At 71.4% G+C, this 22,670-nt stretch carries 21 protein-coding genes; 13 read left to right on the forward strand and 8 right to left on the reverse strand.

Annotated features, from left to right (window positions below; translation table 11 throughout):
* Nucleotides 1-6: 6 nt before the first annotated feature.
* Both secG and F6J85_RS07420 read left to right on the forward strand, forming a co-directional pair.
* The gene (secG, locus tag F6J85_RS07415) at nucleotides 7-255 is read left to right on the forward strand and encodes a preprotein translocase subunit SecG (RefSeq protein ID WP_150921115.1); all 249 of its coding nucleotides are present in this window, start codon (nucleotides 7-9) and stop codon (nucleotides 253-255) included.
* Nucleotide 256: 1 nt separating this feature from the next.
* Nucleotides 257-613 (forward strand): RNA polymerase-binding protein RbpA, encoded by a 357-nt coding sequence (locus F6J85_RS07420; protein WP_150924459.1) that lies wholly within the window; start codon nucleotides 257-259, stop codon nucleotides 611-613.
* An 18-nt stretch (nucleotides 614-631) separates the two neighbouring features.
* On the opposite strand, the gene pgl is transcribed toward F6J85_RS07420, so the two are convergent.
* From pgl to tkt, 6 genes are read right to left on the reverse strand one after another with little or no spacing between them, the layout of a single operon-like run.
* On the reverse strand, nucleotides 632-1,423 hold the full coding sequence (gene pgl / locus F6J85_RS07425; protein WP_238707089.1) for a 6-phosphogluconolactonase: 792 nt from the start codon (nucleotides 1,421-1,423) through the stop codon (nucleotides 632-634).
* Complete coding sequence (locus F6J85_RS07430) at nucleotides 1,416-2,366, reverse strand: glucose-6-phosphate dehydrogenase assembly protein OpcA (protein WP_150924461.1); 951 nt, start codon at nucleotides 2,364-2,366, stop codon at nucleotides 1,416-1,418. The genes pgl and F6J85_RS07430 overlap by 8 nt, the downstream gene beginning before the upstream one ends.
* Complete coding sequence (gene zwf / locus F6J85_RS07435; RefSeq protein WP_150921119.1) at nucleotides 2,363-3,913, reverse strand: glucose-6-phosphate dehydrogenase; 1,551 nt, start codon at nucleotides 3,911-3,913, stop codon at nucleotides 2,363-2,365. The genes F6J85_RS07430 and zwf overlap by 4 nt, the downstream gene beginning before the upstream one ends.
* 10 nt (nucleotides 3,914-3,923) lie before the next feature.
* On the reverse strand, nucleotides 3,924-5,546 hold the full coding sequence (locus F6J85_RS07440; protein ID WP_150924462.1) for a glucose-6-phosphate isomerase: 1,623 nt from the start codon (nucleotides 5,544-5,546) through the stop codon (nucleotides 3,924-3,926).
* On the reverse strand, nucleotides 5,543-6,664 hold the full coding sequence (gene tal, locus F6J85_RS07445; RefSeq protein WP_150924463.1) for a transaldolase: 1,122 nt from the start codon (nucleotides 6,662-6,664) through the stop codon (nucleotides 5,543-5,545). The genes F6J85_RS07440 and tal overlap by 4 nt, the downstream gene beginning before the upstream one ends.
* The gene (gene tkt, locus F6J85_RS07450) at nucleotides 6,661-8,757 is read right to left on the reverse strand and encodes a transketolase (RefSeq protein WP_150924464.1); all 2,097 of its coding nucleotides are present in this window, start codon (nucleotides 8,755-8,757) and stop codon (nucleotides 6,661-6,663) included. Before tkt ends, tal begins: the two co-directional genes overlap by 4 nt.
* A 213-nt stretch (nucleotides 8,758-8,970) precedes the next feature.
* On the opposite strand from tkt, the gene F6J85_RS07455 reads away from it, so the two are divergent.
* Nucleotides 8,971-9,897: a heme o synthase gene (locus F6J85_RS07455; RefSeq protein ID WP_150924465.1), complete on the forward strand. Its 927-nt coding sequence runs from the start codon at nucleotides 8,971-8,973 to the stop codon at nucleotides 9,895-9,897.
* 73 nt (nucleotides 9,898-9,970) lie between these two features.
* Here the strand turns inward: F6J85_RS07455 and F6J85_RS17680 are convergent, their stop codons facing one another.
* Complete coding sequence (locus F6J85_RS17680) at nucleotides 9,971-10,450, reverse strand: dinucleotide-utilizing enzyme (protein WP_191906785.1); 480 nt, start codon at nucleotides 10,448-10,450, stop codon at nucleotides 9,971-9,973.
* A 102-nt stretch (nucleotides 10,451-10,552) separates the two neighbouring features.
* Complete coding sequence (locus tag F6J85_RS07460; protein ID WP_150927269.1) at nucleotides 10,553-11,656, reverse strand: COX15/CtaA family protein; 1,104 nt, start codon at nucleotides 11,654-11,656, stop codon at nucleotides 10,553-10,555.
* Between the two features lie 245 nt (nucleotides 11,657-11,901).
* On the opposite strand from F6J85_RS07460, the gene sufB reads away from it, so the two are divergent.
* From sufB to F6J85_RS07510, 10 genes are all read left to right on the forward strand, one after another.
* Nucleotides 11,902-13,320 carry a Fe-S cluster assembly protein SufB gene (gene sufB / locus F6J85_RS07465; RefSeq protein ID WP_150921125.1) on the forward strand — a complete coding sequence of 473 codons (1,419 nt, stop codon included), beginning with the start codon at nucleotides 11,902-11,904 and terminating at the stop codon, nucleotides 13,318-13,320.
* Nucleotides 13,321-14,508 (forward strand): Fe-S cluster assembly protein SufD, encoded by a 1,188-nt coding sequence (gene sufD, locus F6J85_RS07470; protein ID WP_150924466.1) that lies wholly within the window; start codon nucleotides 13,321-13,323, stop codon nucleotides 14,506-14,508. It begins immediately after the preceding gene.
* Nucleotides 14,505-14,831 carry a non-heme iron oxygenase ferredoxin subunit gene (locus F6J85_RS07475; protein WP_150921127.1) on the forward strand — a complete coding sequence of 109 codons (327 nt, stop codon included), beginning with the start codon at nucleotides 14,505-14,507 and terminating at the stop codon, nucleotides 14,829-14,831. Before sufD ends, F6J85_RS07475 begins: the two co-directional genes overlap by 4 nt.
* The gene (gene sufC, locus F6J85_RS07480) at nucleotides 14,832-15,605 is read left to right on the forward strand and encodes a Fe-S cluster assembly ATPase SufC (RefSeq protein ID WP_150921128.1); all 774 of its coding nucleotides are present in this window, start codon (nucleotides 14,832-14,834) and stop codon (nucleotides 15,603-15,605) included.
* A 27-nt stretch (nucleotides 15,606-15,632) separates the two neighbouring features.
* Nucleotides 15,633-15,962 (forward strand): metal-sulfur cluster assembly factor, encoded by a 330-nt coding sequence (locus tag F6J85_RS07485; protein ID WP_150921129.1) that lies wholly within the window; start codon nucleotides 15,633-15,635, stop codon nucleotides 15,960-15,962.
* Nucleotides 15,963-15,977: 15 nt separating this feature from the next.
* Nucleotides 15,978-17,138 carry a MalY/PatB family protein gene (locus F6J85_RS07490; RefSeq protein ID WP_150924467.1) on the forward strand — a complete coding sequence of 387 codons (1,161 nt, stop codon included), beginning with the start codon at nucleotides 15,978-15,980 and terminating at the stop codon, nucleotides 17,136-17,138.
* Complete coding sequence (locus F6J85_RS07495; RefSeq protein WP_150924468.1) at nucleotides 17,135-18,514, forward strand: MFS transporter; 1,380 nt, start codon at nucleotides 17,135-17,137, stop codon at nucleotides 18,512-18,514. The genes F6J85_RS07490 and F6J85_RS07495 overlap by 4 nt, the downstream gene beginning before the upstream one ends.
* A gap of 48 nt (nucleotides 18,515-18,562) precedes the next feature.
* Nucleotides 18,563-19,294 (forward strand): TetR/AcrR family transcriptional regulator, encoded by a 732-nt coding sequence (locus tag F6J85_RS07500; RefSeq protein ID WP_150924469.1) that lies wholly within the window; start codon nucleotides 18,563-18,565, stop codon nucleotides 19,292-19,294.
* Between the two features lie 76 nt (nucleotides 19,295-19,370).
* Complete coding sequence (locus F6J85_RS07505; RefSeq protein ID WP_150924470.1) at nucleotides 19,371-20,144, forward strand: ABC transporter ATP-binding protein; 774 nt, start codon at nucleotides 19,371-19,373, stop codon at nucleotides 20,142-20,144.
* 6 nt (nucleotides 20,145-20,150) lie between these two features.
* Nucleotides 20,151-22,664 (forward strand): FtsX-like permease family protein, encoded by a 2,514-nt coding sequence (locus tag F6J85_RS07510; RefSeq protein WP_150924471.1) that lies wholly within the window; start codon nucleotides 20,151-20,153, stop codon nucleotides 22,662-22,664.
* Nucleotides 22,665-22,670 lie beyond the last annotated feature (6 nt).

Below are 22,670 nucleotides of genomic sequence, written 5' to 3' on the forward strand. Positions count from 1 at the left end.
TCGACTGTGCAGATCATCGAGTTCGTCCTGCAGGTGCTGCTGGGCATCACCAGCCTCCTGCTGACCCTGCTGATCCTGCTCCACAAGGGGCGGGGCGGGGGTCTGTCCGACATGTTCGGCGGCGGCATGACGTCGTCTCTGGGCTCGTCGGGGCTGGCCGAACGCAACCTCAACCGTTTCACCATCGTCCTGGCCCTCGTATGGTTCGTCACCATCGTCGGGCTGGGCCTGATCACGAAGTTCCAGGGACTCTGACATGGCGACAGGCGGCAACGCGATCCGGGGCACGCGCGTAGGTGCGGGCCCCATGGGCGAACAGGACCACGGCTTCCACGCCGACCGCATCACGGTCTCGTACTGGGATGCTCTGGGCAACGAGACCGTCCGGCACTTCGCCGCGGGCATCCCCGAGGAGGAGATCCCCGAGACGATCGACTCCCCGCACTCCGGCCTGCCCGCGGGGCGCGACAAGGAGAACCCGCCGGCGCTGGCGAAGACCGAGCCGTACAAGACGCACCTGGCCTACGTGAAGGAGCGCCGCACCGAGGAAGAGGCCGAAGCCCTCCTCGACGACGCTCTGCAGTCGCTGCGCGAGCGGCGCGGCCAGGCCTGACCCCGTTCGGGGCCGCGGTCAGTAGTCGCGGTCGATGAGCGTGGGCGGCACCTGCGCGGCGGCGGCCTCGTCGACGAAGAGGATCGTGCGCTTGCGCCCCTTCGCACCCGCAGCGGGAACGCTCAGGTAGCTGGCTCCGGCCAGCGCCAGGCCCAGCGCCGATGCCTTGTCGGCGCCGGCGAGCACCATCCACACGCGCTTGGACGAGTTGATCACCGGGCGCGTGAGTGAGATGCGCTCGGGCGGAGGCTTCGGCGAATCCCGCACGGCCGCCGTCGCCCGGTCGGTGATCTGGATCTCGCGACGGTCGGGGAACAGCGAGGCGATGTGCCCGTCCGGCCCGACGCCCAGGAAGCAGATGTCGAAGCCGGGCCACGGCCCGGTCTCCGAGCGGTCCGCCGGCGCGAACTGCGCGAGCTCGTCGGCGTACGCGGTGGCCGCGGCATCCAGATCGAGCGTCTCGTCGCTCGAGGCCATCGCGTGGATGTTCTCGGCGGGCAGGTCCAGTCCGTCGAGCAGGGCGGCCCGCGCCTGACGCTCGTTGCGCTCGTCGGAGTCACGGGGCACCCAGCGCTCGTCGCCCCACCAGAAGTGCACGCCCGACCAGTCGATCCCTCCGGTGCGCGGGTCGGCGGCGGCGGCGCGCAGCACGGCGCCGCCCATCGACCCGCCCGTGAGGCAGATGTGCACGGTCTTGCCGCGGTCCACCTGCTTGGCGACGCGGTCGATGAAACGGCGGGCGACCGACGTCGCCAGCGCCTGGGCGTCGTCGCTGATGACGACGCGCTTCTCGGTACCGGCGTCAGCCACGATCGCTCCCGTCCTGGCCGCGGGCCAGCAGCTCCATGCCCTCGGTGATGACGCGACCGTACAGCACATCCGGGTCCAGGCGCCGCAGCTCCTCCGCGAGGCACTCGCGCAGCGTGCGCCGAGGGAACGCGAGCTCGTGCGAGGGCTGTCCCGGCTGCGTGAGCACGGCCACGCCGGGCGTCGGCCGCTCCAGCAGCGTGTCGCCGTTGGACCGGGTCAGCCGGACGCTCTTGATGCCCCCGGCCCACTGGTCGGTGGGCACGTACTCCGAGTCGACGGGCACGCCCAGCTTCAGGCGCAGCCACGCGGCCAGGAGCACCGTGGAGGGGGAATCGGCCGCACCCCGCACCTGCACCGCGGTGACGGGCACGTAGGGGGGCTGGTCGAGCACGGCCGCGAGCTGCTCGCGCCAGCGCGTGAGGCGCGTCCAGGCGAAGTCGGTGTCGCCGGGGGAGTGGTGGCTGCCGAGGGCATCCACCCACGCCGCCGGGTCGGGCTGGCTCGAGGCATCCGTGATGCGTCGCTGAGCGATGCGGCCCACCTCCGACTCCGCAGGCGAGGCCGGGGGATCGGCGGGCCACCACGCCACCACGGGGGCGTCGGGCAGCAGCAGTCCCGTGACCAGGCTCTCCGCGTTCGAGCCGGCGGCCCCGTAGACCCGGAGCACGACGACCTCGCTCGCGCCGGCGTCGCCGCCCACGCGGATCTCCGCATCCAGGCGCGGACGGTCGTCCTCGTCGTTGATCATGAGCACGATGACGCGCATCGGATGCTCCCGCGACGCGTCGTTGGCGGCCTCGATGACCTCCTCCTCCGCGCCGTGGTGCGTCACGATGATGAGCGTCAGCACGCGTCCGAGGGCGACGGCACCGCCCTCCTCGCGCACGTTGACGAGCGCCTTGGAGATCTTGCTGACGGTCGTGTCGGGCAGGTCGATGATCACGGGCGCCTCCAGGTGCGGCCGTCGCGGGCGAGGAGCTCATCGGCCGAGGCCGGCCCCCACGATCCCGGAGAGTACTGTTCGAGGGGTCCGCCCTGTTCGGCCCAGAACTCCTCGATCGGGTCGAGGATCCGCCAGCTGAGCTCGACCTCCTCGTGACGCGGGAAGAGGGGCGGGTCGCCCAGGAGCACGTCGAGGATGAGGCGTTCATAGGCCTCGGGGCTGGCCTCGGTGAAGGCGTGCCCGTAGCCGAAGTCCATCGTCACGTCGCGCACCTGCGTGCCGTCGCCGGGGACCTTCGAGCCGAACCGGATCGTGACGCCCTCATCGGGCTGCACACGGATGACCAGCGCGTTCTGCCCCAGCTCCTCGGTCTGGCTGCGGCTGAACAGCAGCTGCGGAGCGCGCTTGAACACCACGGCCACCTCGGTGACCCGCCGGCCCAGGCGCTTGCCCGTGCGCAGGTAGAACGGCACCCCCGCCCAGCGGCGCGTGTTCACCTCGAGCTTGACGGCGGCGTAGGTCTCCGTCGTGGAGCCCGGATCCATGCCGTCCTCCTCCAGGAAGCCGGTGACCTGCTCCCCGCCCTGCCACCCGCCGGCGTACTGCCCGCGCGCCGTGGCGAGGGACAGGTCTTCGGGTAGGCGGACGGCGGCGAGCACCTTCTCCTTCTCGGCACGGAGGTGACGCGCGTTGAAGCTGATCGGCTCCTCCATCGCGGTGAGCGCCATGAGCTGCAGCAGGTGGTTCTGGATGACATCGCGCGCCGCGCCGATGCCGTCGTAGTAGCCGGCCCGTCCGCCCACACCGATGTCCTCGGCCATCGTGATCTGCACGTGATCGACGTAGTTGCGGTTCCAGATCGGCTCGTACAGCTCGTTCGCGAAGCGCAGCGCCAGGATGTTCTGGACGGTCTCCTTGCCGAGGTAGTGGTCGATGCGGAAGATCGAGTCGGCCGGGAACGCCGTCTCCAGCGCCGCGTTCAGCTCCCGCGCCGACTCCAGGTCGTGTCCGAAGGGCTTCTCGATGACCACGCGGCGCCAACCGGGCTCACCCTCCTCGGCGCCGCCGACGAGGCCAGATTCCTTCAGCTGCTGCGCCACGAGCGGGAAGGCTTTGGGCGGGATGGACAGGTAGTACGCGTGGTTGCCCATCGTGCCGCGCTCGACGTCCAGGCTCTCGACGGTCTCGCGCAGGCGGCGGAAGGCGTCGGGGTCGTCGAACTCGCCGGGGACGAAGCGGATGCCCTCCAGGAGCTCCTTCCACGTCTCGTCGCGGAACTCGGTGCGCGCGTACTGCTTGACGGCGTCGTGGACGACCTCGGCGAAGTCCTGGTCCTCCCAGTCGCGGCGGGCGAAACCGACCAGCGCGAAGCCCGGGGGCAGGAGCCCGCGGTTGGCGAGGTCGTACACGGCCGGCATGAGCTTCTTGCGCGACAGGTCGCCGGTGACGCCGAAGATCACGAGGGCACTGGGCCCGGCGATGCGGCTGAGCCGGCGGTCCTCCGGATCGCGCAGCGGATTGTGTCCCTGCGAGATGTCGACGGTCATGCGCGCGCGCTCACTGGGCGGCCTCGAAGAGCGAGAGCACGTCGATCTGCGGGTCGGTGAGGGTCAGGGTGACGACCGGACGGCCGTGGCCCTCGGCGAGGACGGCGGCGTCGCCGGCGGCCTGCGCCTGGATCAGCTCGCCGAAGGTGAACGGGCGGCCGGGGATCTCCAGCTCGACGTCGGACTGCTCCGTGATCTGGAGGAACACCCCCACCGCGGGTCCGCCCTTGTGGTACTGCCCGGTGGAGTGCAGGAACCGCGGCCCCCACCCGAACGTCGTGGGCCGCCCGGAGTCGGCGGCGACGAGCTCGCGCAGGCCGTGCAGCTGCGGCACGGCCAGACGGTTCACGTACGCCTGCACGGAGACGTAGCCGTCGGCGGGGATGCGGGCCCACAGCGCGTCGAGCACGCCGGCGAGCGTGCCGGAGGCAGCCAGGGCCGGATCGCTCACGCGCACCTCGACGCCGTCGGTGACGAAGGCGGGTGCGGTCGGCTCGGGGCGGGCCTCCAGCAGTCCGCGCGCGGCGACCTTGGCCGACTCGACGTCGGGCTGGTCGAACGGGTTGATCCCCAGCATCCGGCCCGCGATCGCCGTCGCGTACTCCCACACCACGAACTGCGCGCCGAGGGAGCCGCTCACGAGGATCTCGCCGAAGTGGCGCTCGAACAGGTGGAAGGCCTCTGCGTCGTCGACCAGTCGCAGGATCTGCAGGTCGGCGGGCGGGTCCTCCACCTCGGGGGAGACCGGCAGCAGGACGACGGGGAGGATGCCGGTGCCGTTCTTCCCGGTGGATTCGGCGATGAGCTGCTCGATCCAGTCGGGCAGGCCCACGATGTGCGTGCCGTCGGTGACCAGGCCCAGCTTGTCCTTACGCGGATCGCCGCCGGCGATCGCGGCGGCCAGGGTCAGCGCCGGGTTCTCGCGGCCGTCGATGGCCACTTCCAGGAGGGTCGCCTCGGCCTCGTCCAGCAGCTCGCTGATGTCGACGCCGGCCAGGCCCGAGGGCACGAGGCCGAAGGCGGTCAGCGCGGAGAAGCGCCCCCCGACGTCGGGGTCGGCGTTGAAGACGCGATAGCCCTCGGCGCGTGCGGACTGATCCAGCGGTGAACCGGGGTCGGTCACCACGACGATGCGCTCGAGCGGGTCGATGCCGAGGTCGCGGAACGCCGCCTCGAAGGCGCGCTTGGCCGAGTCGGTCTCCACGGTCGAGCCCGACTTCGACGAGACCACGAGCACGGTCTGCTGCAGGCCGCCGGCTTCGGCATCGCCGTCGATCGCGGCGAGCACCTGCCCCGGCGAGGTGGAGTCCAGGATCACCAGCGGCACGCCGGCGGTCTGGGCGATCACCTCGGGGGCCAGGGAGGACCCGCCCATTCCCGCCAGCACCACGCGGGTCACGCCCTGGGCGACGAGCTCGGCGCGCAGCGCCTCGATCTCGGGGACGAGGGGTCGCGAGAGCGACACCGACTGCACCCAGCCCAGGCGCCGGGATGCCTCGTCCTCGGCGGCGGCTCCCCACAGCGTGGCGTCGCCGGCGGTGATGCCCGACGCCACGAGCGAGGCGGCCAGCCCCGGGACGACCGAGTCCACGAGCTCCTTGGGGCGCCCGGAGACGTGGATCCCGAAACTCATCGAGCGGCCTCCGTGGTGCCTGCTTGCAGTGCCGTGGAGACCGTCTCCTGCAGTTCCTGCCATGAGGCGATGAACTTCTGGACGCCCTCATCCTCGAGCACCTGGGTGATGTCGGCGAAGTCGACGCCGGCGTCGGCGAGCTGCGCGAACACCTCGCGCGACTGGTCGTACGTGCCCGTGACGGTGTCGCCGCCGATCACGCCGTGGTCGAAGGTCGCCTCGAGCGTCTTCTCCGGCATCGTGTTGACGACGCCCCGCGCGACGAGCTCGGTGACGTAGAGCGTGTCGGGCAGCTCCGGGTCCTTGACGCCGGTGGAGGCCCACAGGGGGCGCTGCACGGTGGCGCCGGCCTCCAGGAGCGCCTTGGCGCGGTCGGAGGCGAACTCCTTCTCGTACAGCTCGTAGGCCAGTCGCGCGTTGGCGAGGCCCGCCTTGCCCTTGAGCGCCTCGGCCTCCGGCGTGCCGACGGCGGCCAGACGCTTGTCGACCTCCGTGTCCACGCGCGAGACGAAGAACGAGGCGACGGACTGCAGCGTCGAGATCTCGTGGCCGGCCGCCTGCGCCCGCTCGACACCCGTGAGGTAGGCGTCGATGACCTCGGCGTACCGCTCCAGGCTGAAGATGAGCGTGACGTTGACGGAGATGCCCGCGGCGATCACCTCGGTGATGGCGGGCAGGCCCGCCTTCGTCGCGGGGATCTTGATCAGGACGTTCGGTCGGTCCACGGCGGCGGCGAGTTCCTTCGCCTGCGCGATGGTGGCTTCGGTGTCGTGTGCGAGCTCGGGGGAGACCTCGATCGACACGCGACCGTCGACGCCGCCGGTCGAAGCGAACACCGGCGCGAACACGTCGGATGCGGCGCGCACGTCGTCGGTCGTGATCTCGAAGATCGCCTCGTCGGTGCTGGCGCCCTTGGCGGCCAGCTGCCGGACCTGCGCCTCGTACGCCTCGCCCTGCGACAGGGCGCCGGCGAAGATCGTCGGGTTGGTGGTGACGCCGCTGACGTTGCGCGTGGCGATGAGGTCGGCGAGGTTGCCCGTCAGGATCCGCTGCCGCGAGAGGTCGTCGAGCCAGATGCTGACGCCTTCGTTGACGAGCTGGGCGGTGGGGGTGCTCATGCGTTCTCCTCGATGCTCTCGCGGGCCGCCTGCGCGACGGCCTCGGCGGTGATGCCGAACTTCTGGAACAGGGTCTTGTAGTCCGCCGACGCGCCGAAGTGCTCGATGGAGACCGAACGGCCCGTGTCGCCGACGATGCCGCGCCACGGCAGGGCGATCCCGGCCTCGACCGACACGCGGGCGCGCACCGACGGCGGCAGGACGGAGTCGCGGTACGCGCCATCCTGCTCGTCGAACCACTCCAGCGACGGCGCGGACACCACGCGGGCGTTCACGCCCTCGGCGGCCAGCTGCTCGCGGGCGGCCACGGCGACCTGCACCTCGGAGCCGGTCGCGATCAGGATGACGTCGGGCGTGCCGCCGGGCGCCTCGGCCAGGACGTAGGCCCCGCGGACGGCGCCCTGCGCCGACGCGAACTCGTCGCCGCTGGCATCGCCCTCCCCGCGCGGGAAGACCGGGATGTTCTGGCGCGTGAGGGCCAGGCCCGCCGGTCCCGCCGTGCGCCGCAGGATCTCCAGCCACACCACGGCCGTCTCGTTCGCGTCGGCGGGGCGCACGAGCGTGAAGTTCGGGATGGCGCGCAGGGTCGCCAGCTGCTCGATGGGCTGGTGGGTGGGGCCGTCCTCGCCGAGGGCGACCGAGTCATGGGTCCACACGAAGATCGACGGGATGTTCATGAGGGCGGCCAGGCGCACGGGCGGGCGCATGTAGTCGCTGAAGATGAGGAACGTGCCGCCGAACGCGCGCGTCGGGCCGTGCAGCACGATGCCGTTGACGATGGCGCCCATCGCGTGCTCGCGGATTCCGAAGTGCAGCACGCGGCCGAACGGGGAGCCGTCCCACTCGTGCGTGGACCACTCCTGCGGGATGAACGACTTCGCGTCCTTGATGGTCGTCAGGTTCGACTCGGCCAGGTCGGCCGATCCGCCCCACAGCTCGGGGAGCTCGGCGGCGAGGGCGTTGATGACGGTGCCGGACGCCGCGCGTGTGGAGACCTCCTTGCCCGCCTCGAAGGCGGGGAGGGCGTCGGCGATGTCGGCGGGGAGCTCGCGCGCCTGCAGACGGTCCCACAGCGCCTTGCGCTCGGGGTGCGCCGAGGCCCACGCGTCGAACGCCTCCTGCCACGCCGCCTTCTCGGCCTCACCGCGGGCCACGAGGCCGCGCGTGTGCTCGAGGACGTCCTCGGCGACGGCGAAGGTCTGCTCGGGGTCGAATCCGAGCACCTCCTTCGTGGCGCGCAGCTCGTCGGCGCCGAGAGCGGAGCCGTGGATCTTGCCGGTGTTCTGCTTGCCGGGGGCGGGCCATCCGATGATCGTCTTCAGGACGATGAGGGAGGGCTTGTCGGTCTCGCCCTTGGCCGCCTCGATGGCGGCGTACAGCTCGTGGACGTCTTCGGTGTACTCGCCGGTCTTCTTCCAGTCCACCGTCTGCACGTGCCAGCCGTACGCCTCGTAGCGCCGGGCGACGTCCTCGGTGAAGGCGACGTTGGTGTCGTCCTCGATCGAGATCTGGTTGGAGTCGTAGATGACGACGAGGTTGCCGAGGTTCTGGTGGCCCGCGAGTGAGGACGCCTCGCTCGTGACGCCCTCCTGGAGGTCGCCGTCGGAGGCGATGACGTACACGAAGTGGTCGAACGGGCTCTGGCCCGCCGGGCTCTCCGGGTCGAACAGGCCGCGCTCGTAGCGCGCGGCGTAGGCGAAGCCCACCGAGGACGCCAGGCCCTGACCGAGGGGGCCGGTGGTGATCTCCACGCCGTCGGTGTGGCCGAACTCCGGATGCCCCGGCGTCTTCGAGCCCCACGTGCGCAGCGCCTGCAGGTCGCTCAGCTCCAGCCCGAACCCGCCGAGGTACAGCTGCACGTACTGGGTGAGGGAGGAGTGGCCCGCCGAGAGGATGAAGCGGTCACGTCCCGGCCAGTGCGGGTCGGCGGGGTCGTGGCGCAGCACCCGCTGGTACAGCAGGTACGCCGCGGGGGCGAGGCTCATCGCGGTTCCGGGGTGGCCGTTGCCCACCTTCTCCACGGCATCCGCCGCGAGCACCCGCGCGGTGTCGACCGCACGCCCATCGATTTCATCCCATTGCAAGTCCGACACCCGGTCGCCTTTCTCGATCCCTGCGCCCAACCGCATGAGATCCGCGGCCTCGATCATCGAGGGTCAGGGGGAGATGCGCTGGGCGCGCGTTGGTTGTCAGCATAGCGAAGGCGGGCACCGCCGGGGCCGGGATGACGCTCGCGGGCGGGCCGGGACACGCGCGGCCATGGCCTAGACTCGGAAGGACCTGGACAGAGCGCGATACGGGGAGCGATGGACATCTCTACGACGACCCACACGGCCTTGCCGACGGTGCGTCGCTCCGCCGGACGCACCGTGCGCGCGTACATCGCGCTCACCAAGCCGCGCGTGCTCGAGCTGCTGCTGGTGACCACCGTCCCGGTGATGATCCTCGCGCAGAACGGCCTGCCCGACCTGTGGCTGGTCCTGGCCACCGTCATCGGCGGATCGCTCAGCGCCGGGTCGGCGGCGGCGTTCAACATGTACCTGGACCGCGACATCGACGCGCACATGCAGCGCACCGAGAACCGGCCCCTCGTGACCGGCGAGGTCTCCCCGCGCGGCGCCCTCATCTTCGCCTGGACGCTCGCGCTGGTTTCCACCGTGTGGCTGCTGCTGACGACCAACTGGGTCGCGGCGACGCTGTCGGCCGGCGCCATCTTCTTCTACGTCGTGATCTACACGATGATCCTCAAGCGTCGCACCGAGCAGAACATCGTGTGGGGCGGCATCGCGGGATGCTTCCCCGTGCTGATCGGCTGGTCGGCGGTGACCGGTTCGCTCAGCTGGGCCGCCCTCATCCTGTTCGTGCTGGTGTTCCTGTGGACGCCGCCGCACTACTGGCCGCTGTCGATGAAGTACAAGGACCAGTACGAAGAGGTCGACGTGCCCATGCTGGGCGCCACGCGCAGCGGCTCGCAGGTGGGCCTGCAGGTCATCCTGTATGCGTGGGCGACCGTCGCGTGCTCGCTCCTGCTCATTCCCGTCGCCTCGATGGGCCTGGTCTACACCGTGTCGTCGCTGGTGTTCGGCGGCTGGTTCATCTACGAGTCGCATCGCCTGTACTCCCGCGCCGTGCGGGGCACCGAGCCGCGACCCATGCGCGTGTTCCACGCGTCGATCACGTACCTCACGCTGCTGTTCGTGGCGATCGCGGTCGACCCGCTGCTGCCCTTCTGACCGGCACCCGCCGAACGGAAGATCCCGCCGGAAACCGCATCGCGGTTCCTCGGCGGGATCGTGTCCTGGTGGATCAGTCGCGCGCGCCCCGGGGCGGCGGCGCGTCGCTGGGGGTCTCCACGTCGGGGTCCTCGGCGATCACGGGCGCCGCGGGGGCGGCGGAAGCGGCGGGTGCGGCGGTGGTCGCGAAGGGCTCGGCCGTGGTGGTCGGGCCGGATGCGGGGGAGAGGACGTCGTCGGCTGCGGTGTCATCCTCGGTCCACTCCACCGTCTCCACCACGTCGCCGGCGGGAAGCAGGGAGCGCAGCGCGGCGAGGGTGAGCGCGAGCAGCAGGCCGACGAGACCGGCGCCCAGGACGACCGCACCCGCCGTGGCAGCAGGCGGGCCGATGTAGACGGCGATGGCCCCTTCGGCGGTCTGACTGCGGATGCCGGATTCGATGCGGCCGAGGTGGTCGAGGACGAGCCAGGCGCCCACACCCGTGAGGGCGAGGGATCCGACGATGAGCACCCAGAACGGGATGCTGCGCACGAGACTGGGGCGGGAGGTCATAGCGGGGGCTCCTAGCGTGGATTGCCGGGCCCGATCGGCCGCGGCATCCCTCCAGCTTGACCGATGGGCCGCGATATCACCACGGCCCACCCGATGAATCGGCTATGAGGGGACGGTGTCGCGTGCCGCCGCCGGGCGCTTCAGGCGCAGCACGAGCACCGTGTACACCGCCGCCGACAGGGCGGCGAGCACCATGTGGATGCCGACGAGGATCTCGGGAAGACCCGTCCGCGCCTGCCACACACCCACCGCGACCTGCACCGCGATCGCGGCGACCAGGACGAGGAGCCACCGGCGCGGCTCGAGCCGGAGGACCCATGCCGCGACGGTGAGCACGACCACGAGCGCGGCGAGGATGTAGCCGGGCCACGCGTGCACGTGTGCGAGGACCGTGGCGTCGAATCCGTCGCGGACGATGTCGGCATCGCCGGAGTGGGGGCCGGAGCCGGTGGTGAGCACGCCGAAGAAGATCGTCGCGGCCAGCGCGACCCCGCTCACGTGGGTGAGGACCGCGAACCACGCCGGCACGACCCGCACGCGCGGACCGGTGACCGACCGCATCCGTACCAGGTAGGCGGCGGTCACGCACGCCAGCAGCAGCGATGCGGTGTAGTGGAAGCCCACCACGAACGGGTTCAGGTCGCTCACGACGGCGAGCCCCCCCACGACGGCCTGCGCCATGACCCCTGCCAGGGTGACCCAGGCCAGGGCGGCGAGGTCCCGACGCCGCGGGGTGCGGCGCAGCGAGTCGATCGCGGCGATCACGACCGCCAGCAGCAGCGCGCCGGAGGCGAAGCCGAACGCCGGCAGCCCGAACGGCGCGGAGACGGTGTACGCCACCACGGCGGCGACCACGCCGACTGCGGCACCCCACAGCGCGCGCTTGACCAGGGGGAGGCCCGCGACGGCGTGCAGGGTGAGAAGGAGGACGGCCAGGGCGAGGATGCCGACCACTCCGGTCATCGTGCGGTTACCGAACTCGATGATGCCGTGGAGCCCCTGTTCCGGGAGGGGCACGAGCGACTCCGGCGTGCACAGCGGCCACTCCGTGCAGCCGAGCCCGGATCCGGTCAGGCGCACGGCGCCGCCGGTGCCGATGATGATCACCTCCGCCGCGAACGACAGCCACGCCAGCACCCGCAGAGCGCGGGAGGGGACGACGCCCGTGACCTCGACCGCGGGGAGGGGGGTGGCGGTGCGGGACATCACAGCGGCGTTCTCCTCGAGGGGTGCGGCGGGCCGGGGGCGGCCCCGAAGAAGGGCCGGACCCTGTAGAATCAAGGGGTTCGGGATGCGGCGCTTGCGCGTTCCGCACCACTGACAGTCTAGGCGCGAGAATCGCGCCACGAAGCGGGCCCACCAGCGGCGTCCCCCCTCCGGAAACTCCACGGAGGACGTGGAATGCCGGAGCGGATCACACCGTTGCGGCCCGAGAGGAGAGTGACCCCGAGATGGCTGATGTCCTGATCGACCGGCCCGAGCTCGAGAGCCTCGGTGTCTACGAGTTCGGATGGCACGACCCCGACGCGGCGGGCGCGAGCGCGAGGCGAGGCCTGAGCGAGGCCGTCGTGCGCGACATCTCCGCGCTGAAGGCCGAACCCGAATGGATGCTGAAGACCCGTCTGAAGGGGCTGCAGCTGTTCGGCCGCAAGCCGATGCCGACGTGGGGCGCCGACCTCAGCGACATCGACTTCGAGAACATCAAGTACTTCGTCCGCTCCACCGAGAAGCAGGCGCAGTCGTGGGAAGACCTCCCCGACGACATCCGCAACACGTACGAGCGCCTCGGCATCCCTGAGGCCGAGCGTCAGCGCCTGGTCTCCGGCGTCGCGGCGCAGTACGAGTCCGAGGTCGTCTACCACCAGATCAACGAGCAGCTCGAGGCCCAGGGCGTCATCTTCATGGACACCGACACGGCCCTGCGCGAGCACCCGGAGTTCTTCGAGGAGTACTTCGGCACCGTCATCCCCGCCGGTGACAACAAGTTCGCCGCGCTGAACACCGCGGTGTGGTCGGGCGGCTCGTTCGTGTATGTGCCGCCGGGCGTGCACGTGGAGATCCCGCTGCAGGCCTACTTCCGCATCAACACCGAGAACATGGGCCAGTTCGAGCGGACGCTCATCATCGCCGACGAAGGCTCCTACGTGCACTACATCGAGGGCTGCACGGCGCCGATCTACAAGAGCGACTCGCTGCACTCGGCCGTCGTGGAGATCATCGTGAAGAAGAACGCCCGCGTGCGTTACACGACGATCCAGAACTGGTCGAACAACGTGTACAACCTCGTCACCAAGCGTGCGGTCGCGCACGAGGGCGCGACGATGGAGTGGGTCGACGGCAACATCGGCTCGAAGGTCACGATGAAGTACCCGTCGATCTTCCTCATGGGCGAGCACGCCAAGGGCGAGACGCTCTCGGTCGCCTTCGCGGGTCCCGGGCAGCACCAGGACGCCGGAGCGAAGATGATCCACATGGCGCCGTACACGCAGTCCTCGATCGTCTCGAAGTCGATCGCCCGCGGCGGCGGGCGAGCCGGATACCGCGGCGAGGTTCGCGTGGACGCCAACGCGCACCACTCCGCCAACACCGTGCGATGCGACGCGCTGCTGGTGGACTCGATCTCCCGCAGCGACACGTACCCCGCCATCGACATCCGCGTCGACGACGTGCAGCTCGGCCACGAGGCCACCGTCTCCAAGGTCAGCGAGGAGCAGCTGTTCTATCTGCAGTCCCGCGGCATGCCCGAGGACGAGGCGATGGCGATGATCGTGCGCGGGTTCATCGAGCCGATCGCGCGGGAACTGCCGATGGAATACGCCCTCGAACTCAACAAGCTCATCGAGATGGGCATGGAAGGATCCGTCGGCTAAATGACGACCACGACCACCCCCCTGCCGGGAAGCCGAGCGCACACCGACGGAGGATGGGGCCGGGCCGACGCGCCTGCCGCGCCCATTCAGACGCGTTCCGAGCGACCCTGGTCCTTCGACCCCGCCCACTTCGGTGCCCCCACGGGCCGCGAGGTGAACTGGAAGCACACCCCCATCGATCGCCTGGGCGGCGTGCTGACACCGGGCGAGGCCTCCTCCGCCGTCCGCGTCGACACCGGCGCCGCGGCCGGCTACGTCGTGTCCGGCGCCGACGTCCGTGGGGAGTTCTTCCGCCCCGAAGACCTGCCTGCGGCCATCGCGTGGCAGCGTGACGGCGCGGGCCTGCACGTGCGCATCCCCGCCGGTGAAGAGCTGACGGACCCCTTGCGCATCGACCTGGTGGGCGAGCGCGCCGACGGGTTCGGCGCGGCTCACATCGTGCTGGAGGCGCAGCCGAACTCCCGCGCGACGGTGATCCTGTACCACTCCGGATCGGCGCAGTACGCGCAGAACGTGGAGATCCTCGTCCGCGACGGGGCGGCCCTCACGGTCATCGCCGTGCAGCGCTGGGACGACGACGCCGTGCATGCGGCCACCCACCAGGCGCGCGTTGACCGCGACGCCAAGCTCACGCACGTGGTGGTGACCCTCGGCGGCGCGGTCGTGCGCGTGAACCCCTCGGTCGAGCTGTCCGGGCCCGGCGCCGAAGGCCGCCTGTTCGGGCTGTCCTTCGCCGACGCCGGCCAGCACTTCGAGTCGCAGGTGTACCTCCACCACAAGGGCCCGCACACCGTCGGCGACGTGCTCTACAAGGGTGCCCTGCAGGGCGTGGGTGCCCGCAGCGTGTGGATCGGCGACGTGCTCATCGGGCGGGATGCCGTGGGCACCGACTCGTACGAGGCGAACCGCAACCTCGTGCTCACCGACGGCGCCCGGGCCGACAGCATCCCGAACCTCGAGATCGAGACCGGTGAGATCGTCGGCGCCGGGCACGCGAGCGCGACCGGTCGATTCGACGACGAGCAGCTGTTCTACCTGCAGGCGCGCGGCATCGACGAGGAAGAGGCCCGCCGCCTGGTGGTGCTGGGCTTCCTCAGCGAGATCGTGCAGCGCATCGGCGTGCCCGACCTGGAGACAGAGCTGACCGCCGCGATCGAGCGCGAGCTCCTCGAAGGAGCCGCGCTGTGAGCGCCGAGCGGGCGTGCGCCCTGAGCGAGCTGGAGACCGACACGCCGCTGCGGGTCGAGGTCGGCGGCAAGCCCGTCGCCGTCGTGCTCGACTCCGCCGGCGAGGTGCACGCGATCGGCGACACGTGCACGCACGGCGACGTCTCCCTGTCCGAGGGGTTCGTCGACGGCGACACGCTGGAGTGCTGGGCCCACGGCTCGGCGTTCTCGCTGCGCACCGGACACCCCCTGAACCTCCCGGCCTTCGAGCCGGTGCCCGTCTACGTCGTCGAGATCGACGGCGATGACGTGCTCATCGACCCCACCCGAACGAAGGAAGTCTGAATGTCTGTCCTCGAGATCCGCGACCTGCACGTGACGGTCGAGACGGATGCGGGCACCACGCCCATCCTCAACGGCGTCACCCTGACGATCCGCACGGGCCAGACCCACGCCATCATGGGCCCCAACGGCTCGGGCAAGTCCACCCTCGCGTACACGATCGCCGGTCACCCCAAGTACACCGTGACCTCCGGCTCGATCACGCTGGACGGTGAGGACGTCCTGGCCATGAGCGTGGACGAGCGCGCACGGGCGGGCCTGTTCCTCGCGATGCAGTACCCGGTGGAGATCCCCGGCGTCACGGTGACGAACTTCCTCCGCACGGCCAAGACCGCCATCGAGGGTGAGGCCCCCAGCATCCGCGGGTGGACCAAGGACGTCAAGGACGCCATGAAGAACCTCCGCATGGACCCCAAGTTCGCCCAGCGCAACGTCAACGAGGGCTTCTCCGGCGGCGAGAAGAAGCGTCACGAGATCCTGCAGCTCGAACTGCTCAAGCCCAAGATCGCCGTGCTGGACGAGACCGACTCGGGCCTGGACGTCGACGCGCTGAAGATCGTGTCGGAGGGTGTCAACCGCGCCAAGGCCGAGAGCGACCTGGGCGTGCTGCTGATCACGCACTACACCCGCATCCTCCGCTACATCCGTCCCGACTTCGTGCACGTGATCGTCAGCGGGCGCATCGTCGAGGAGGGCGGCCCCGAGCTGGCCGACCGGCTCGAGGAAGAGGGCTACGACCGCTTCATCACCGAGGCCGGCACCTCGGTCGATGCCTGACGGCGCCCCGGCGCTTAGGATCGTTACATGACCGCAACGCTCGCTCCCGAGAAATACGACGAGGTCACCGAGGCCCTCAAAGACGTCATGGACCCCGAACTGGGGATCAACGTCGTCGACCTGGGCCTCATCTACGACCTCGGGTGGGACGACGAGAACGACGCGCTGGTCATCCACATGACCCTGACGTCGGCCGGCTGCCCCCTCACCGACGTGCTCGAGGAGCAGACGGCGCAGGCTCTGGACGACGTCGTGGAGCGCTTCCGCATCAACTGGGTGTGGATGCCGCCGTGGGGTCCCGAGCGCATCACCGACGACGGGCGCGACATGATGCGGGCGCTCGGCTTCGCGATCTGATCGTAAGCTCTTGCGGTGAGCGTCACCCCCCTCAAGGCCCTGCCCCTCGACCAGCTGCGCGAACGCACGAGCGCGAAGTGGCGGACCTACCCCGACGACGTGCTGCCGCTGTTCGGCGCTGAGACCGACTTCCCCCTGGCCCCCGCCATCACCCGCAGCCTCACCGAGGCCGTGCGGATCGGCGACACCGGCTACACGGGCCCTGACCCGGGACTGCGCGCCGCCTACGCCGGGTTCGCGCAGCGCCGCTTCGGCTGGACCCCGGACGCTGCCCGCATGCGGTCGACGTGCGACGTCATCATGGGAGTCGTCGAGGTGCTGCGCGCCGTCCTGGAACCGGGGGACCGCGTGATCGTCACCCCGCCGGTGTATCCACCGTTCTACGACGGCATCCCCGAGGCCGGGGGAGTCGTCGAGCGCGTGCCCCTGCGCGACACCGGAGAGGGATGGGAGCTGGACCTCCCCGGCATCGAGGCGGCGCTGTCCGGCGGCGCGCGTGCGGTGCTGCTGTGCAATCCGCACAACCCGACCGGAACCGTGCACTCCCGGGGCGCCCTCGCAGAGGTGGCCGCGATCGCCGCCCGATACGGCGCCGTCGTCGTCAGCGACGAGATCCATGCGCCGCTCACCCAGCCGGAGGCGACGTTCACCCCGTTCCTGTCGGTGTCGGAGGACGCCGCCCGCGTCGGGTTCGCACTCGTCAGCGCCAGCAAGGCATTCAATCTCGCCGGGCTCAAATGCGCGCTCATGGTCGCCGCATCCGAGGAGCACACCGCGCTCCTGCACGCGATGCCGGCGGAGGTGGAATGGCGCACCGGGCACTTCGGCGCCCTCGCCGCCGTCGCCGCCTTCGCGCCGGAGAGTGACCCCTGGCTGGACTCGCTGCTGGCGGCGCTGGATGAGAACCGGCGCGTGCTGGCGGACCTCCTCGCCGCGCACGTGCCGGGTGCCCGGTACCGCATCCCCGAGGCAGGCTTCCTCGCGTGGATCGACCTGTCGGGGCTCGGGTGGGGCGAGAACCCGGCTCGCCGCATCCGGCGGGAGGCGCGCGTCGCGCTGCACCACGGCCCGATGTTCGGGGACGAGGGCGCCGGCCACGTGCGCCTGAACTTCGGCTGCGCGCCGGAGGTGCTCCGCGAAGCGGTCGAGCGCATCGGCGCGCTGGTGCGTTCGTGAGCGGGGGCACGCGGACCGCGGCGGGGATCTGGAGCACGCAGTACGTCTGGGTCACCGTCGGTGCCCTGGGCCTCATCCTCCTGGCCGCCGTGCAGTCCCTCGCCGTCACGACGGTCATGCCGGTGGTCAGCGCCGATCTTGACGGCGATGCGCTGTATGCGGTCGCGTTCTCGGGGACCCTCGCCACGAGCGTCATCGGCATGGTCGTCGTCGGCGCGTGGTGCGACCGGGCGGGGGTGCTCGCGCCGCTGACCACCGCGGTCGTGCTGTTCCTGGCGGGGCTCGTGGTGGCCGGGCTCGCCGGTTCGATGGAGACGCTCGTGGTCGGGCGCCTCGTCCAGGGGCTGGGCACGGGCGGCCAGACCGTCGCGCTGTACGTCGTCGTCGCGCGGGTGTATCCGGCGACGCTGCACGGGCGGGTGTTCGCCGCGTTCGCCGCCGCGTGGGTGGTGCCGTCGCTGGTGGGGCCGTTCCTGGCCGGCGCGGTGACGGAGTTCCTGCACTGGCGCTGGGTGTTCCTGGGGGTCGCGGCGCTGACCGTCGTCGCGTACGTCATGGTCGTCACGCGGCTGCATGCCCTGCCGCTGCGGCCCGACGAACCGGCGCGCGGAGGGATCGGCGTGCGCCTGGCGTGCGCCGTGACCGTCGCGGTGGCGGCTCTGGCCCTGGGGCTGTCGGGCGGGCTGGGGCGGTGGGCGTGGGCCGGGGTGGTGGCATCGGTCATCGTGATCGCCCTCGCCGTGCGCCCGCTCCTTCCCGCCGGCACGCTCCGCGCCGGCCGCGGACTGCCCAGCGTCGTGCTGATGCGCGGCCTCATCGCTGGCGCGCTGTTCGGCGCCGAGGTGTACGTGCCCTACCTGCTGATCGACGAGTACGGGTTCTCGCCGACGTGGGCCGGTCTCGGCCTGACGGCTGCGGCGCTGGCATGGGCTGCCGGCGCGGAGGTGCAGGGGCGCATCGGCGACCGGCTCGGCAACGCGCGCCTGACCGGGATGGGCACGGCGATGCTCGTCACCGCCACCACCGCGGCCTTCCTCACCGCCGTCCTGCAGCTGCATCCGGTCGTCCTGATCGCCGGATGGGCGCTGGCCGGAGCGGGCATGGGACTGATGTATTCGCGGCTGACGGTCCTGACGCTCGCGTACTCGACACCGCAGACGCAGGGGTTCTCCTCCTCCGCGCTGTCGATCTCCGACGCGCTGGGCTCGGCGATGACCATCGCCACGATGGGTCTCGTGTTCACCGCGCTGGCCGGCTCGGGTCTCGGGTTCAGCGCGGTGTTCGCGATGGCCACGGCCCTGGCCCTCCTCGCGCTGGTTCCCGGCCTGCGCCTCGGGCACGCGCGCGAACTCCACGCCACGCATAGCACTCGCTGAACAGTGTGGGGCGTGCACATACGCGAGCGCGAGGGGTAGGCTTCCACGATGAACGACCGATCCACGAGCGCACCACTTCCGCGCGGGCTGCGTCAGACGTGGGGGTCCGGCACAGCGGCCGGTCGCCCCGGCCCCAAGGCCATGCTGAGCCTTCCCGGCATCGCGTCCTCAGCGATCGCGCTGGCCGATGCCGAGGGTGCGGAGGCGCTGTCGCTGGGGCGGATCGCCGAGCGGCTCGGGGTGACCACGAACGCGCTGTACCGGTATGTGGATTCCCGCGACGACCTGGACGTCATCGTCCACGACCATGCGCTCGGCGCCCCCGCAGGCATCCCGGAGGGCGAGGACTGGGCGGATGCGGCGGCCGCGTGGTGCCGCGCCCTGCGGGACAGGTACGCGCGCCACCCATGGCTCAGCGACATGCGGGTGCGCATTCCGTTCGCGCCCCACTCGCTCGCGTGGCTGGAAGACCTCCTCGAGCGACTGGAGGGCAGTGGGCTCGGCGATCGCGAGACGCTGCAGGCCGCCGGGCTGCTGGACGGGTATGTCCGTACGCGTGCCGGAGCGGTGCGCGACCTCCTGCGCGCCGACGCCGGCACGCCCGACCCCGGCCTGCTGATCCGGGAGATCGGCGCCGAGCGCTTCACCGCCCGGGTGCCACGGGTGGCATCGCTCATGTCCTCCGGCCTGTACCGGAGCCCGCAGGCCGTGGCCGACGAGGACTTCGAGTTCGGGCTGGATCGCATCCTCGCAGGTCTCCGGCAGCTCGCCGGCGGGTGACGCCGCTCTTCCCTGTCGAACATGATCTGTGTACGCTACGAACTGTTCGTAGCTAACACAGATAGAAGGGCGCGGGATGAGTGCGACGGTGACGAGTGGGCGGGGAGCGGGCGCCACTCCCGTGGTGCTGGAGCAGGTGACCAAGACCTACGGCGCGGGCGACGGCACGGTCCGGGCTCTGGGCGGCGTCAGCCTCGCGCTGCAGGAGGGCTCGTTCACGGCGGTCATGGGACCGTCGGGATCGGGCAAGAGCACCCTGCTGCACTGCGCGGCGGGACTGGATGCGCCGACCACCGGCCGCGCCGTCCTGGTCGGTCAGGACCTCACCGGGCTCTCGGAGGACGCCCTGACCCGGCTGCGCCGCGACAACGTCGCGTTCGTGTTCCAGTCCTTCAACCTCATCCCGACCCTCACGGCGGCGCAGAACGTCGCCCTGCCCGAACTCCTGGCCGGCCGCCGGCCCGACGAGCGCACCACCGACGCCGCCCTCGCCCGGGTCGGGCTGACCGACCGGCGGTGTCACCGCCCGAGCGAGCTCTCCGGCGGGCAGCAGCAGCGCGTGGCGATCGCCCGGGCGCTGGCGGCGAGGGCGGCGGTCCTGTTCGCGGACGAGCCCACCGGCGCCCTGGACACGCGCACCGCCGCCAGCATCCTCGGACTGCTCCGCGCGGCCGCCGTCGAAGACCGGCAGACGATCATGATGACCACCCACGACCCGGTGGCGGCCTCCTACGCCGACACGGTGATCTTCCTCGTCGACGGCCGGATCGTGGAGCAGATGACCCGGCCCTCCGCCGACCAGATCGCGGCCCGCCTGTCGAAGCTGCCCTCGGGCGAGAACGTGCGGTGAACCGGCATGCTCACTCTCATCCTGGCGGGTCTGCGTCAGCGCGCAGCTGCCGTCGTCTCGATCGTCATCGCCGCAGGGCTCGGCTCGGCGCTCATCGTGGTCAGCGGCGCGATGTTCGAAACCGGCATCCGACTGGCCGCCCCGCCTGAGCGCATCGGCGGTGCGGAGCTGGTGGTCATCGGCTCCCCGAGCTACACGATGCTGGACGCGCAGGGGCGGCGCACGACCGATCTGCGTCCCTATCCCGAACGCCACCGGCTCTCCGCCGCGGTCGTCGGGCAGGCCGCGCAGCTCGACGGTGTCGAGCTGGCCGTGCCGATCCGGCTCTTCGATGCCTTCGTCCGGACTCCGGAGCGCTCGGTCACGATGACCGGACAGAACTCGGCCTCGGCGGCCGTGAGCGCTCTGGCGATCCCCCGCGGGGCGGGGCCCGGCACCGGCGAAGCGGTCCTCACGTCGGCGGCCGCCGCGACGCTGGACGTGCGACCGGGCGATCGCCTCACCGTGACCGTGGCCGGGCGGACCGCGCCCGTCCAGGTGACGGGAGTCATCGGCGGCCCCGCCGACGCGGCGACGCTGTTCCTCGACGACGCGGCGCTCGGGGGCGAGGGCATCGACGCGCTGGGCATCGTCCCGGCGGTCGGTGCGGATGAGGCCGCGGTGCGCGCGGCGCTGGAGTCGCAGTTCCCCGATGTGCGCGTGCTGACGGGGGAGGGCCGGGGCGCAGCCGAGGATCCCGCCGTGTCCGGGTCCCGCACACCGGCCATCGTGATCGGCGCGGTCTTCGGCGGGATCGTGCTGACGGTGCTGGCCACCGTCGCGTCCGGCATCGTCGCGCTCTCGGTGCGTCAACGCAGCCGCGAGATCAGCCTGCTCCGCGCCACCGGCGCCACCGGGCGCCAGGCGCGCGCACTGCTGGTGGGCGAAGCATCCCTCGCGGGGATCGCGGGGGCGCTGATCGGGCTCGCGCTGGGTGTGCCGCTCGCCCACGCGCTGTTCGCTGCCATGCGTGCGTGGGGCGTCGTCCCCCACGGCCTCCAGCTGCGCGTGGGACTGATCCCCTTCGGCATCGCCCTGGTGACCACCACGGCCGTCGTCTGGCTCGCCGCCCGCCTGGCCTCCCGCCCCGCCCGCCGTGCTCGCGCGATCGACGCGCTCCGGGAGGCGGATCTGCCTCCCGCACGCGTCGGCTTCATCCGGTGGCTCCTGGGTCTCCTCTTCGGCGGGGGCGCGGTCGCACTGGCGATCATCACGTGCTTCATGCCGCCGTCGCTGGTCTCCGCCACCGCGGGGCCCGCCGTGCTGGCCGGAGCGATCTCCGCCTCGCTGCTGGCGCCCGTGCACCTGCGCCTGGGCAGAGTCGTGCTCCGCCCTGTCATGGGCGGATTCCACCGAGGGCTCGCCGGGTTGGCCGGCGTCAACGTCAGATCACGCATCGCCACCCTCTCGACGGTGACCGGCGCGGCCGCGCTCGTCGTCGGGATCGGGGCGGGCAATCTGGTCTCCCAGGCGATGCTCACCACCACGGCGGCGCGCGCGCAGGTGCAGACCCTTACCGCCGAGGTCGTCGTGTGGGGGCCCGCCGGGACTGCCACCGAGATCGCCGGTGACATCGCGGCGCTGCCGGAGGTGGACGCGGTCAGCCCGTTGGTCGTCTCCGGTGGCTGGATGGAGCGGCCCCACGACTCCTCGCATCCCGACCGCCCCTGGCCGCTACGCGGGCTCGACGGCGCGGCGATCCCGCACGTGCTCTCCACCGAACTCGTGGCGGGCGACTTCACCGACCTCACCGGACAGACCCTCGCACTGCCCGCGTCCTCCGCCGAGGAGCTGAATCTGGGCATCGGCGACACCGTCGACTTCCGGTTCGGTGACGGCGCCGCCGCAGAACTGCGCGTCGTGGCCATCTATGACGATCTACCCGGCTACGAGCACCTTCTCCTCCCCGCCGACCTCCTCGCCGCGCACACCACCGCGCGCGCCGCCGAGACGGTGCTGGTGGCACGCAGCGAGAGCGCCACGCCTGCCGCGCTCGAGACGGCGGTGGCCGGCGCAGTCGCCGGGCAGCCCGCCGTCACCGTGGGCGACCGGAGCGCCCTGGAGAGCGCCCTTCAGCAGGGCCTCAACGTCAACGCCCTCATCAACGGTCTCATGATCGTGGTCGTCCTGGCCTACGCGATGATCGCCGTCATCAACACCGTCGCCGTCTCCACGCTCGGCAGGCGCCGGGAGCTGGCGATGCTGCGCCTCACCGGCGCCACCCAGCGCCAGGTGAGGGCGGTCCTCCTGATCGAGACCGGCCTCGCCGCCGGCACGGGGCTCGGCGTCGGCCTGGTCGTCGCGTGCGCGGCCATCCTGCCCACCGCCCTCGTCGTGGGCGCCGATCCGTCCGCACCTCTGCCGCTGGCGATCCTCGTCGCCGTCGGCGCCGCGGTGGCCGCGATCACCCTGCCCATCACGGCCGTCGCGGCCCGGCGCGCGATGGCCGGTCGCCCCACGGACGCCATCGCCCGGTCGTGACCGGGC

Source organism: Microbacterium lushaniae (assembly GCF_008727775.1).
Taxonomy (GTDB): Bacteria; Actinomycetota; Actinomycetes; order Actinomycetales; family Microbacteriaceae; genus Microbacterium; species Microbacterium lushaniae.

Bases quoted from the DNA above. Each gene is read 5' to 3' on its own strand.
- F6J85_RS07420 (WP_150924459.1), top strand. From the start codon at position 257: ATGGCGACAGGCGGCAACGCGATCCGGGGCACGCGCGTAGGTGCGGGC.
- zwf (WP_150921119.1), bottom strand. From the start codon at position 3,913: ATGACCGTCGACATCTCGCAGGGACACAATCCGCTGCGCGATCCGGAG.
- F6J85_RS07440 (WP_150924462.1), bottom strand. From the start codon at position 5,546: ATGAGTTTCGGGATCCACGTCTCCGGGCGCCCCAAGGAGCTCGTGGAC.
- tal (WP_150924463.1), bottom strand. From the start codon at position 6,664: ATGAGCACCCCCACCGCCCAGCTCGTCAACGAAGGCGTCAGCATCTGG.
- F6J85_RS07455 (WP_150924465.1), top strand. From the start codon at position 8,971: ATGGACATCTCTACGACGACCCACACGGCCTTGCCGACGGTGCGTCGC.
- F6J85_RS17680 (WP_191906785.1), bottom strand. From the start codon at position 10,450: ATGACCTCCCGCCCCAGTCTCGTGCGCAGCATCCCGTTCTGGGTGCTC.
- F6J85_RS07460 (WP_150927269.1), bottom strand. From the start codon at position 11,656: ATGTCCCGCACCGCCACCCCCCTCCCCGCGGTCGAGGTCACGGGCGTC.
- sufB (WP_150921125.1), top strand. From the start codon at position 11,902: ATGGCTGATGTCCTGATCGACCGGCCCGAGCTCGAGAGCCTCGGTGTC.
- sufD (WP_150924466.1), top strand. From the start codon at position 13,321: ATGACGACCACGACCACCCCCCTGCCGGGAAGCCGAGCGCACACCGAC.
- sufC (WP_150921128.1), top strand. From the start codon at position 14,832: ATGTCTGTCCTCGAGATCCGCGACCTGCACGTGACGGTCGAGACGGAT.
- F6J85_RS07485 (WP_150921129.1), top strand. From the start codon at position 15,633: ATGACCGCAACGCTCGCTCCCGAGAAATACGACGAGGTCACCGAGGCC.
- F6J85_RS07500 (WP_150924469.1), top strand. From the start codon at position 18,563: ATGAACGACCGATCCACGAGCGCACCACTTCCGCGCGGGCTGCGTCAG.
- F6J85_RS07505 (WP_150924470.1), top strand. From the start codon at position 19,371: ATGAGTGCGACGGTGACGAGTGGGCGGGGAGCGGGCGCCACTCCCGTG.
- F6J85_RS07510 (WP_150924471.1), top strand. From the start codon at position 20,151: ATGCTCACTCTCATCCTGGCGGGTCTGCGTCAGCGCGCAGCTGCCGTC.